We start from the raw sequence: 12465 nt of genomic DNA, 5'->3' as shown, positions 1-12465 counted from the left end.
TTTCTGAAAAGTAGTTCCCTTTTTATTTTTAGTGTTATATAATACAAAACGAGGATAGATGCTGTATTATAACAAAGAGGTGATTAAGTTCATGTCGACGCAAACGACTGGTATTGAAGTGGTGGGTGCCATAAACGCCCAGTATGATGAGGTTTTGACATCCGATGCTTTAAATTTTATTGAAGAACTAGAGCGAAACTTTGGGGAAAGAAGAGTTGAACTGTTACAGTACAGAATGAAACGACAGGAGGAAATTCACAACGGAAAGCTTCCGGATTTCCTTCCTGAAACGAAACATATTCGTAATGGAGATTGGACAATTGCTCCCCTGCCACAGGATCTTCAGGACCGCCGGGTTGAAATTACCGGTCCGACTGACCGGAAAATGGTCATTAATGCTCTGAATTCTGATGCGAAAATCTTTATGGCCGACTTTGAAGACGCCACTTCACCGACATGGAAGAACATCGTCGAAGGACAAATCAACTTGAGGGATGCAGTAAATCGGACGATTTCTTTTGAAAATCAAAATGGTAAAAAATACACCCTGAATGAAAAAACAGCAGTACTGCTCGTTCGACCACGAGGATTACATTTAGAAGAAAAAAATGTACTACTAGACGGAAAGCCGATTTCCGGAAGCCTTTTCGATTTCGGATTGTACTTTTTCCATAACGTAAATAATTTGCTCGCAAGAGGGACGGGTCCATATTTTTACCTTCCAAAGCTTGAGAGTCATATAGAAGCCCGCCTTTGGAATGATGTCTTCGTCTTCGCACAAGATAAACTCGGTGTCCCGCAAGGAACGATTAAAGCAACTGTATTAATCGAAACCATTTTGGCAGCATTTGAAATGAACGAAATTTTATATGAATTAAAGGAACACTCTGCCGGCTTAAACTGTGGCAGATGGGATTATATTTTCAGTTACTTGAAAAAGCTCCGTAACCAGAAGGATGTAATTCTTCCGGATCGCTCGCAGGTTAACATGACGGTTCCCTTTATGAGGTCATACTCGTTATTGACCATCCAAACCTGTCATCGACGAAAGGCACCGGCAATGGGAGGGATGGCAGCACAAATTCCGATTCGCAATAACCCGCAGGCGAATGAAGGAGCCTTTGCGAAGGTTCGTGCCGATAAGGAACGAGAGGCTCGCGATGGTCATGATGGGACATGGGTTGCCCACCCTGGACTTGTCCCGGTTGCATTAGAGGTGTTTAACCGCGAAATGCCTGCATCTAACCAAATTAATACACAAAAACAGCAGCACATCACGGTTACGGCTCAAGATTTACTTGAGGTGCCGAATGGAACGATTACCGAAGAAGGAGTTCGCGTCAACATTAATGTTGGAATTCAATATGTTGCTTCTTGGTTAGATGGAAAAGGTGCAGCGCCAATTCACAACCTTATGGAAGATGCGGCAACGGCTGAAATTTCAAGAGCACAGCTTTGGCAGTGGATCCGCCATCCCAAAGGTGTGTTAACGGACGGCCGAAAGGTAACAGCAGAACTGTATCAGGCCTTCAAGGTGGAAGAACTAGAAAAAATCAAACAGGAAATAGGTGCTGAAGCTTATAAGAATGGGCGGTTTGCTGAAGCTTCAGAACTATTTGACCAAATGATTCAAAATGATGAGTTTGCTGAGTTTCTAACCTTACCGGGTTACGAGCTTTTATAGAAAGTTTGATAAATAATAGTTTACTAAATTAATAGGGAGGAATTTAAGATGACAAATGAAAGAGCTGCAAGATTACAAGAAAGCTGGGAAATGGATAGCCGTTGGAATGGAATTACAAGACCGTATACGGGAGAAGACGTTATTAAGCTTCGCGGTTCGATTGATATCGAACATACTTTAGCGAAAAAAGGTGCAGAAAAGCTTTGGAAGCTATTAAATGAAGAAGAGTACATCAATGCGCTTGGTGCGCTGACAGGAAATCAAGCGGTTCAACAGGTAAAAGCCGGACTGAAAGCGATCTACTTAAGCGGCTGGCAGGTAGCAGCTGACGCCAACCTTTCAGGACATATGTACCCTGACCAAAGCTTGTACCCTGCAAACAGTGTACCAAGCGTGGTAAAGCGAATTAACCAAGCGCTTCAACGTGCTGATCAAATTACCCATTCTGAAGGTGACGACTCTATCGATTGGTTTGCCCCAATTGTAGCCGATGCGGAAGCAGGCTTTGGCGGGCAGCTAAACTGCTTTGAATTGATGAAAGGCATGATTGAAGCAGGCGCAGCCGGTGTACACTTTGAAGACCAGCTTTCTTCTGAGAAAAAATGCGGTCACTTGGGCGGAAAAGTATTGCTGCCGACTCAAACTGCTGTTCGTAACCTGATTGCAGCTCGTTTGGCTGCTGATGTAATGGGTGTTCCAACTGTGCTTGTTGCCCGTACAGATGCTAATGCTGCCGATTTGATTACCAGTGATATCGATATGAACGATGCGGCATTCATTACCGGAGAACGGACTCCTGAAGGATTTTACCGGACAAAAGCCGGAATTGATCAAGCGATTGCCCGCGGCTTAGCCTATGCACCATATGCTGACCTAATTTGGTGTGAAACTTCTGAACCAAATGTAGAGGAAGCAAGAAAGTTTGCGGAAGCGATTCATGAACAGTTCCCTGGCAAACTACTGGCCTATAACTGTTCACCTTCCTTCAACTGGAAAAAGAAACTTGACCCAGAAACAATTGCGAAATTCCAACAAGAGCTCGGAAAAATGGGCTATAAGTTCCAATTCGTTACACTTGCAGGGTTCCATGCCTTGAACCACAGCATGTTCGAGCTTGCCCGCGGCTACAAAGAGCGCGGTATGGCGGCTTACTCCGAATTGCAGCAGGCTGAGTTTTCCAGTGAGCAATACGGCTACACGGCTACCCGCCACCAACGCGAGGTTGGTACTGGCTACTTTGACCAAGTATCCATGGTCATTACAGGAGGCACCTCTTCAACCACAGCGTTAAAAGGATCAACTGAAGAAGAGCAATTTAGTTCTTCGAAAAAATAAAGAGCGAATCCTTCTCCTTATGTGTGGGGGAGGGATTTTTTTGTCTCTACTAGAATTATTATCATGATTAAATGGTAGTGGAATGTATTTTGGTCATAGTGGAAAGTAAATGAGCAAAAGTGGAAGGTAAAGTGCAACAACTGGAAAGTAAACATATAATAAACTGATAGAAGGGATTAGTGGATGAATGTTTAGTAGGGAACCTTTTTCCTTGTCCTATCATAAAAATAAGTAGCCTTTATAATGGAGTTGATTTTTTGAGAAAGCCATCTGTTGATGAGGTGTTACAGCAGGGAATCTACGGCCCCCTAGAAACTAAGCCGGAGGAAAGGCGGAAATTTTTAGGGACATTACGTGAGCGGATTATCATTGCTCTTAAAAAAGGTCAGGTTGGCGAAGCTGAGATCTATCCTCAAGTGGAGCAGGAGATAAAGAAGAACCCGAAAGCTCATTTGTTTTTAAACGGAACAATGAACTACGGACAATTATCGAAGTATGTAAAACTGGCGGCCAAATATAAAATGGAGCATACGATTGTGACCAATAAGGACCACGATACAGAGATTGGGCTTGTCTTAGCGTTAGACCATGCGATAGACAAAGAAGAAATCTTTATTACTAAAAAGGCACCGATTCAATTTGACACGAAAAAGAAAAAGAGCCTTTTTGCAAAACTCTTTAATCGGAAATAGCGCTTGGATGGAACCAAGCGCTATTTACTATTTACAACAATTCTCGGGTACCTTCAACAAATTCCCTGTTTAACCAAACGTTTGATTAAAATGGTTAAAAAGGTTATTAGTAAAGGATTTTTCCATGCAATTGTATGAAAAAAATGACGAATGGTAGTAACTATAATTCACCAGATACTCGTTCTACCAAAGCCTGCAATTCCAACTCAACATTTCCCTGAATAGCCCGGCTGATCATGCAAGAGGTCTCAGCCTTTTTAGCAAGCTTTTGGGCCAGAGAATAATCCTTTTCAGAGGCTGCGGCTCTCAACACAATATGCGGCCGATGGATGATTTTTTTATACGTAAAAACCCCGTTTGTTACATCGACAATCGCTTCTGAATCCATGGTCAAACTCACCTTATCCAAATGGCTTCGCTCCATCATCGCTGCGAGAGTGATGATATAACAGGTTGCTGCTGCACCAAGCAGCATTTCATCAGGATTGGTGCCAACCCCGGGGCCATCCATTTCAGGTGGGATTGAGATTTTCGTTTTTAAGTTTCGTGCCTCAATTTCCCCCACATCATTTCGTAATCCCGGCCAGTTTGCTTTTAAAAGAAATCGATGTTCAGCCATGTTGAACCTCCTAGATTTTAAAAGTTGAACGATTTTTCGATCCCGGAAGCCGGAACGTTTTCTGCTAATGATTGAATGTTTTTGGCTACCTTCGTACTATACGTATAATCACCATAACAATAAGGATAACGGAAATTAAACTTGTTTCCGCCGCAATTATAAATGGTTGGATTTCTTTTAACTTGTTGTAAGGAGAATTTTTTCGCTAATTCCTCACTATGCTTACCGCCGTGCTCGGCGATATAATCGATATACCCTGTCCCCATGTTATATGCTTGGATGATGGTTGGAAAATCTACCTTTCTTTGTTTTCCATAAATGACTGCCCGTCGAAAATGTTTTACCCCGAGACGGATGCTTTCCTTCGGGTCTTGAATCGTATTTCGTGCGAGTCCGGCCGATTCAGAGGCTTGCATCGGATCCCCGCCCTTGCCGTGGCTTTCCTGCTGCATTAAAGCAACGAGGACCGGAGTGTATTTTTCCATATTGTATTGTTTCAATTCATTGTGAATTAAAGGTTCATATTTTTTAACATTTACGAAGGACTTGTTGAAAATATCAGGAGGATTGCCTTCAAGCAATTTGCTGATGAGAATAAAGGCAAAACAAAGCATAAACAGGAGCGTAATCAAACGGGATTTCTTTTTCCGTCTTCGTTTCATTCACTTACCTCTCCAATTTCTAATTCTACCTGATTATTATAACGTAATCTTAAATAGTAAGGAAATATGAGGGGTTGCATAAATAGAGGGATTTATTGGAATTATCGAGAATATAGTATAAGGATTGAAGTTAAAACAGCTAATAGACTTTTTTCGACTTGGTATGACGGATTTCTTCTTTAAACAAACGTTTATTTAAAAATCCCACTGTTGCCTATTTAAATGGTTATTTACATCAAACCAAGCAAAAAAATTGTCGGATTAGGATGTGACTCTAAGAATAAATCTTTTTTAGCAGCTTCCATCATTTTGTCCTTGGGAATTGTCCTTGGATGCTCAATTGTTACTTTCAAGCCTTTTCAGGAACAATCTGTTTCAAAAGTTGCAACAAATGCGGATCAAGTAGCCGTAATGATGAATATCAACGAAGCTTCCAAATTACTAGGATTAAAAACAGATGAGTTAAAAATGATTATTTCAGCTGAAAGCCAAAGCTTGACTGAATCCGGTGAATTTAGTGGCACAATGCTTCCTTATATCGTTGTGAACGGAAAACAATACTTCGAACGAACAAGTCTATTAAAATGGGCCGTTGAAAGTTCAGTTGAGCATCGGGGATATAATAATGGGAGCCGGTTTCAATAACACATTAAGCAGGTGTTGTGGTATGGGGATTAAAGGATTAAATCATTTACTTTTTTCAGTTTCCAATTTGGAGAAATCAATAGAATTTTACCAAAATGTATTTGGTGCCAAGCTATTAGTGAAAGGGAGAAGTACGGCTTATTTTGATTTAAATGGTATATGGCTGGCATTAAATGTTGAGGAGAATATCCCTCGTAATGAAATAAGCGAGTCCTATACTCATCTTGCTTTTTCAATCGATGAGGAAGATTATATTAAAATATATAATAAACTCGAAGATTTGCAGGTTACGATTCTTTCAGGCCGGTCAAGGGATGAAAAGGATAAAAAATCTATCTACTTCACCGATCCGGATGGTCATAAGTTTGAATTTCATACAGGGACATTACAGGACAGATTGGATTATTATAAGCAGGAGAAACAGCATATGAAATTTTATGACAAATAGAAATGAGAGTAATGGGGACCAAGGATAGTGCCCGAACCTGTGAAAATATCGGAATCACAGGAACAACGGAGCCCTGATAGTGCCCGCCTCGTGTTAATTTCAACGACATGGGAATTATGCCATTCGGTTAGTTCCCAAACATATTCTTTTTAATAATCCGGTTACTATAATCAACTGAGGTCACCTCCGACACCCAGCCACACGAACAAAATGTAAACTCCTTAAAAAATCTCCTAATTCCCAAGATTACCATTATAAGGTAAAATAATTTTATTTTTCAAAAAATATTAAATTAAAAGTAAAAACTCTTGCCAATACTGATGAGGAATCATTGCGGTAACGCAGAAAAGTTTGGTATCATCAATATTAAAATAACATTGTTAACTTTAGCAGGAGGTCCAAAGTATATGTCACGAATTTCAAGTGAACAGGTAAAGTATGTTGCGAATCTTGCACGGCTTGCCATCACGGAAGAAGAAGCAGAAAAGTTTACAAAACAGCTTGACGCAATTATTAGCTTTGCTGAACAGTTAAATGAGCTGGACACCGAAAATGTAAAACCAACTTATCATGTTTTGGATATGAAAAATGTGCTGCGCGAAGATATCCCACAAAAAGGGCTGCCGCGTGAAGAGGTACTCAAAAATGCGCCGGAGCATAAGAATGGCCAAATTAAAGTACCGTCAATTTTGGGAGAGTAAGGAGTGCAAGAATAGTGGGTTTATTTGATTATAAAGTTTCAGATCTTCATGAGCTTTTACATAAAAAAGAACTGAAAGTCTCTGACCTGGTAGATGAATCGTATAAACGTATCAGCGAGGTAGAGGACAAAGTACAAGCCTTCTTAACATTAAACGAAGAGCGTGCCCGTCAAACAGCGAAGGAGCTAGATGAAAAGTTTAACGCAGATTCTGCAGAGGGTCTGCTATTTGGAATGCCTATAGGTGTTAAGGACAATATTGTCACAAAGGGATTAAGGACGACTTGTGCAAGTAAAATTCTCGAAAACTTTGATCCTATTTACGATGCAACCGTTGTACAAAAGCTGCAAAAGGCTGAAACTGTGACAATCGGTAAATTAAATATGGACGAGTTTGCCATGGGGTCTTCAAATGAAAACTCTGCATACCAAAAAACACGCAATCCGTGGAACTTGGAAACTGTTCCAGGCGGTTCATCCGGCGGGTCTGCTGCTTCTGTTGCTGCAGGGGAAGTTTTGTTTTCACTTGGCTCTGACACCGGCGGATCCATTCGTCAACCGGCATCATTTTGCGGTGTTGTTGGTTTGAAGCCTACATATGGCCGGGTATCACGCTTTGGTTTAGTGGCATTCGCATCATCACTTGATCAAATTGGTCCGATTACTAGAACGGTTGAAGACAATGCCTATCTGTTGCAGGCGATTTCTGGTCTAGATCCAATGGACTCTACTTCTGCCAATGTGGATGTTCCTAATTTCACTCAAGCTTTAACAGGTGATATTAAAGGCTTACGGATTGCTGTTCCAAAGGAATACCTTGGGGAAGGTGTCAATGAAACGGTTCGTCAATCTGTTTTAGATGCCTTAAAGGTTCTTGAAGGATTAGGGGCCGTTTGGGAAGAGGTTTCTCTGCCGCATTCCAAATATGCGCTTGCAACCTATTATCTACTTTCTTCTTCAGAAGCATCTGCTAACCTGGCCCGCTTTGATGGGGTTCGTTATGGATACCGTACACCGGACGCTGAAAATTTAATCGATTTATATAAAAAGACAAGAGCAGAAGGCTTTGGTGATGAAGTAAAACGCCGGATTATGCTCGGTACCTTTGCTTTAAGCTCAGGTTATTATGATGCTTATTATAAAAAAGCACAGCAGGCTCGTACATTGATTAAGAAAGATTTTGAGGATGTTTTTGAAAAATATGATGTGATTGTCGGTCCAACAACACCAACTCCAGCTTTTAAAATTGGAGAAAAAATCGATGATCCGTTAACGATGTATGTAAATGATATTTTAACAATTCCTGTGAACTTGGCAGGAGTACCTGGTATTTCTGTACCGTGCGGCTTTGATGGTGGTCTGCCACTTGGTTTACAAATCATTGGTAAACACTTTGATGAAGCAACGGTTTATCGTGTAGCACATGCCTTTGAGCAGGCAACAGACTTTCATAAACAGAAGCCAGGACTGTAGGGGGTGAAGAGAATGGAATTTGAAACAGTAATTGGACTTGAGGTCCATGTCGAATTAAAAACGGAATCAAAAATCTTTTCGGCAAGTCCAAACCATTTTGGTGCTGAGCCGAATACAAATACTAGTGTAATTGACCTTGGTTATCCGGGGGTTCTTCCAGTTCTTAATAAAAAAGCAGTGGAGTTCGGAATGAAGGCGGCCATGGCCTTGAACTGCGAGGTTGCAACCCACACGAAATTTGACCGTAAAAACTATTTTTATCCGGATAATCCAAAGGCGTATCAAATTTCGCAATTTGACCAGCCGATTGGTGAGCATGGCTGGATTGAAATTGAAGTAAACGGATATACGAAAAAAATTGGAATTACCAGGATCCATCTGGAAGAGGATGCCGGAAAGTTAAACCATGAAAAAGGCTACTCATTATGTGATTACAACCGTCAAGGAACACCGCTTGTTGAAATCGTTTCTGAGCCGGATATCCGTACGCCTGATGAGGCCTATGCCTATCTTGAAAAATTGAAATCAATCATTCAATACACAGGTGTTTCTGATTGTAAGATGGAGGAAGGATCGCTTCGTTGTGATGCTAATATTTCGATTCGTCCGTTTGGACAAGAGGAATTTGGTACAAAAACGGAATTGAAAAACCTAAACTCTTTTAACTTTGTTCGTAAAGGTCTTGAATATGAAGAAAAGCGCCAAAGAGAAGTTGTTTCTGCAGGTGGAAAAATTGACCAAGAAACACGCCGCTTTGATGAGGCTTCTGGTGCAACACTCTTAATGCGGGTGAAGGAAGGTTCGGATGATTACCGTTACTTCCCTGAACCAGATTTGCTTGAGCTTTATATTGATGATGAGTGGAAAGCACGCATTCGTGCGGAAATCCCTGAGCTTCCGGACCAACGTCAAAAACGTTATGTAGAAGAACTTGGATTACCTGTCTACGATGCAAAGGTTCTTACGGTAATAAAAGAAACCGCTGATTTCTTTGAAGCTACCGTAAATGCCGGTGCTGATGCGAAGCTGGCTTCCAACTGGATTATGGGCGAGGTTTCAGGCTATTTGAATGCTGAAGGAAAAGAACTGCACGAGGTAGCCTTAACTTCAGAAGGTTTGGCAAGTATGATTAAACTAATCGAAAATGGCACCATTTCTTCTAAAATTGCTAAAACTGTTTTCAAGGAATTAATTGAAAATGGCGGTGATGCGGAGCAAATCGTGAAGGAAAAAGGGCTTGTGCAAATTTCTGATGAAGGAACATTGCTGAAAATTGTTGCCGAAGTTCTTGATGCAAATCCACAGTCAGTTGAAGACTTTAAGAATGGTAAACAGAAAGCAGTAGGGTTCCTGGTCGGTCAATTAATGAAAGCTACCAAAGGACAAGCGAATCCGCAGGTGGTTAATAAATTATTGCAACAGGAATTACAAAAAAGATAATGAATTTGGCTGGCAGCATTCCAACTGCCAGCTATTTTTATAGAAAATTGTCGATGCAATAATCGACATTCTTTTTATCATTTCCCAGGAAAAAAGCCAGTAGTGAAAAGGATTATTTTGGATTTACTCAAACGTTTGGTTAAAAGGGAAACGTAATGAATAGTGTCGACAGATGTAGAAATGGTGTTAGTATGACATTGTTTAGCAGCGTTTTACATAATACCCTAAGGTCAATTCTAAATATTGACATTCTTTTTAGTCGCATTTTATAAGAAACTCTTATTTTAAAGTGCTTATAGCATTTTTAATCAAACGATTGATTGGAAAGAATGTATGGAGAATTAGGTCGAAGTTTGATGAAAAGAGGGTTGCTATGAGGGAACAAATTCAAAAGGTTTTGATGACCTTGGAAATGGATAAAGATATGAAGGTCCTTTATGCTTGTGATTCAGGGAGCAGGGCATGGGGGCTTTCATCTGACGCTAGTGATTATGATGTAAGATTTATTTATGTTCATAAGAGGGAATGGTATTTATCCATTGACCAAGGAAAAGATGTCCTGGAGGTTCCAAGATCGGCATTTCCTTTTGGTGAATCAATTTTGGATATAAGTGGTTGGGAATTAACAAAGGCATTAAGGCTATTTCGGAAATCGAACCCTTCCCTTTTGGAATGGCTGCATTCTAGTATCGTTTATACAGAGCCATTTTCAACAATGGATCGGATGAGGGAGTTAGAACAGAAAACTTTTTCTCCGATTTCCTGCATATATCATTATCTTAAAATGGCGAAAGGGAATTTTTGGGACATCCGTCAGGGGAATGACATTAAAGTTAAAAAGTATTTGAATGTAATCCGCCCTCTTTTGATTATAAAGTGGATTGAAATAAATCATACTTTCCCTCCTATAGAACTTCGCTTCCTAGTTGAGAGGCTTCTCCCTTTCGGAAAGCTGAAAGAGGACATCGAAATGCTCTTAAATAGAAAAATAGCTGGGGAAGATTTAATAGTCGATTTAAAAATGGATCGAATTAAGGAATATGTGGAGAAAGAGTTTGAACATCTTGAAAATTATATAAAAGGTGTAAAGAATGAGATCTCAAATCCAACAGAATCTCTTAATCGGCTTTTTAGAGAAGCTTTGGATGAGGTTTGGGGGAAATAGGTTTAAACCTGTAAAGTGAGGTTTTGGAATGGTTTATATTGCCTTATTACGTGGAATTAATGTAGGCGGTCATAATAAGATTAAAATGGCGGATTTAAAAAAGCTGTTAGAATCGATGGGATTAAAAAAAGTAAAAACTTATATTCAAAGTGGAAATGTTGTCTTTGAATCGGAGGAGGTTGCCGCGGAACTGACTCAAAAAATAGAGGAGGCAATCCAGAAAGAGTTTGGTTTTTTTGTCACTGTTGTCATTAGGACTGCTTTGGAATTGAATCAGATTATCGAGAAATGCCCATATTCTCCTGACAATCTTTTAGAAGGCGAAAGTGTCCATGTGGCCTTTTTGGCAGGTATGCCTCCTGAGGAAGGGATTAGCCATCTTCAAAACTTTAATAAAGGTGATGACGAATATTTTATTGAAGGGCAGGATGTATACTTATTCTTCCGTCAAAGTATACGGAATTCAAAGCTGGCAGCCCAGCTTCCGAAGCTAGGGGTTCCTGCGACTGTCCGAAACTGGAAAACGGTAATGAAACTAGATTCAATGGTGAAAGAAATGGAAATATAAAAGTCTCAGGGGAGAATTGGTGCTGAATTTGTTCTTTAAAAAGGAGGATGAAGACCAAATCTTATGAGGGAAGCCGACGAAATGTTCTTCAAAAGGGGGATGAAGGCCAAAACTCTTGAGGGAAGTCGACGAAATGTTCTTCAAAAGGGAGATGAAGACCAAATCTCATGAGGGAAGCAGATGAATTGGTCCTCAAAAGGGGGACGAAGACCAAATCCCAGAAAGAGAGCCAACGAAATGTTCTTCAAAGGGTCAATGAAGGCAAAATCTTAGAAAGAGAGCCAACGAAACGGTCTTCAAAGGGTCAATGAAGGCAAAATCTTAGAAAGAGAGCCAACGAAACGGTCTTCATAGGGTCATGAAGACTAAATCTCAGAAAGAGCGCTGATGAAATGGCATTCAAAACAAAAAATAAAACCCGCCCGGATCAATTCCGAGCGGGTTGAACGATTATGCTCCAGTTTTTAACAAACGGACACTTTCATCAAATTCTTTTTCAATTTCATCGTTTTTCTTATGTGTAGCCAAGCTGACGATAACAGAAACGATAAAGTTGAGGACGAAGCCTGGAACGATTTCGTAAAGAGTATCACCTAAACCAACGTTCTTCCAAACGATAACTGTAACCGCACCCACAATCATTCCGAATAGGGCACCCCAGTTGTTCATTTTTTTCCAGAATAAACTTAAAAGAATGATTGGACCGAAAGAAGCTCCAAATCCTGCCCAGGCATAAGCAACAAGGCTTAAAATTGTGCTATTTTGCTTGAAGGCAAGAGCGGAAGCAACAACAGCGACAATTAGCACTGCCATTCTTCCTAAGAATACAAGTTCTTTATCCTTAGCGCCTTTACGGACAACAACCTTATATAAGTCCTCAATTAACGCACTAGAGGTAACGATTAATTGTGAAGAAATCGTACTCATAACAGCGGCAAGAATTGCGGCTAAAGCAAATCCTGCAAATAATGGATGGAAGAAGATCTGGCTCAATGAAATAAATACAGCTTCTGGATTATCCAGTTTATGTGCAG

The 12465-nt window shown here is 40.4% G+C and carries 13 protein-coding genes; 10 read left to right on the top strand and 3 right to left on the bottom strand.

Features of this window, described 5'->3' with window-relative positions; all coding sequences use genetic code 11:
- Positions 1-91 precede the first annotated feature (91 nt).
- The 3 genes from aceB (at position 92) to E2K98_RS27530 (ending at position 3711) form a co-directional block, all read left to right on the top strand.
- Positions 92-1684 (top strand): malate synthase A, encoded by a 1593-nt coding sequence (gene aceB, locus E2K98_RS27540; protein WP_133339843.1) that lies wholly within the window; start codon positions 92-94, stop codon positions 1682-1684.
- Between the two features lie 48 nt (positions 1685-1732).
- Positions 1733-3019: an isocitrate lyase gene (gene aceA / locus E2K98_RS27535; protein WP_133339841.1), complete on the top strand. Its 1287-nt coding sequence runs from the start codon at positions 1733-1735 to the stop codon at positions 3017-3019.
- A gap of 257 nt (positions 3020-3276) precedes the next feature.
- Positions 3277-3711, top strand: coding sequence for a YueI family protein (locus E2K98_RS27530; RefSeq protein WP_133339839.1), 435 nt, complete (start codon positions 3277-3279; stop codon positions 3709-3711).
- A gap of 160 nt (positions 3712-3871) precedes the next feature.
- Here E2K98_RS27530 and E2K98_RS27525 read toward each other — a convergent pair whose 3' ends face one another.
- Positions 3872-4330 carry an OsmC family protein gene (locus E2K98_RS27525; RefSeq protein WP_133339837.1) on the bottom strand — a complete coding sequence of 153 codons (459 nt, stop codon included), beginning with the start codon at positions 4328-4330 and terminating at the stop codon, positions 3872-3874.
- A gap of 17 nt (positions 4331-4347) precedes the next feature.
- A complete protein-coding gene (locus E2K98_RS27520; protein WP_133339835.1) occupies positions 4348-4992 on the bottom strand; it encodes a lysozyme family protein in 645 nt (214 codons plus the stop codon).
- Positions 4993-5214: 222 nt separating this feature from the next.
- On the opposite strand from E2K98_RS27520, the gene E2K98_RS27515 reads away from it, so the two are divergent.
- The 7 genes from E2K98_RS27515 (at position 5215) to E2K98_RS27485 (ending at position 11431) form a co-directional block, all read left to right on the top strand.
- A complete protein-coding gene (locus E2K98_RS27515) occupies positions 5215-5637 on the top strand; it encodes a hypothetical protein (RefSeq protein ID WP_133339833.1) in 423 nt (140 codons plus the stop codon).
- Positions 5638-5659: 22 nt separating this feature from the next.
- A complete protein-coding gene (gene fosM, locus E2K98_RS27510; protein ID WP_133339901.1) occupies positions 5660-6085 on the top strand; it encodes a FosM family fosfomycin resistance protein in 426 nt (141 codons plus the stop codon).
- Positions 6086-6492: 407 nt separating this feature from the next.
- Positions 6493-6786, top strand: coding sequence for an Asp-tRNA(Asn)/Glu-tRNA(Gln) amidotransferase subunit GatC (gene gatC, locus E2K98_RS27505; RefSeq protein WP_133339831.1), 294 nt, complete (start codon positions 6493-6495; stop codon positions 6784-6786).
- Positions 6787-6800: 14 nt separating this feature from the next.
- Positions 6801-8258, top strand: coding sequence for an Asp-tRNA(Asn)/Glu-tRNA(Gln) amidotransferase subunit GatA (gene gatA / locus E2K98_RS27500; protein ID WP_133339829.1), 1458 nt, complete (start codon positions 6801-6803; stop codon positions 8256-8258).
- A 12-nt stretch (positions 8259-8270) separates the two neighbouring features.
- Positions 8271-9698, top strand: coding sequence for an Asp-tRNA(Asn)/Glu-tRNA(Gln) amidotransferase subunit GatB (gene gatB / locus E2K98_RS27495; RefSeq protein WP_133339827.1), 1428 nt, complete (start codon positions 8271-8273; stop codon positions 9696-9698).
- Between the two features lie 373 nt (positions 9699-10071).
- Positions 10072-10863, top strand: coding sequence for a nucleotidyltransferase domain-containing protein (locus E2K98_RS27490; protein ID WP_133339825.1), 792 nt, complete (start codon positions 10072-10074; stop codon positions 10861-10863).
- 28 nt (positions 10864-10891) lie between these two features.
- Positions 10892-11431 carry a DUF1697 domain-containing protein gene (locus E2K98_RS27485; RefSeq protein ID WP_133339823.1) on the top strand — a complete coding sequence of 180 codons (540 nt, stop codon included), beginning with the start codon at positions 10892-10894 and terminating at the stop codon, positions 11429-11431.
- A gap of 450 nt (positions 11432-11881) precedes the next feature.
- Here E2K98_RS27485 and E2K98_RS27480 read toward each other — a convergent pair.
- On the bottom strand, positions 11882-12465 hold a 584-nt coding region (locus tag E2K98_RS27480), incomplete at its 5' end, for a sodium:solute symporter family transporter (RefSeq protein ID WP_407921238.1).

The organism is Bacillus salipaludis, from assembly GCF_004358205.1.
The sequence above is the reverse complement of the archived record's forward strand: the minus strand, read 5'-3'. Positions and strand labels throughout refer to the sequence as shown.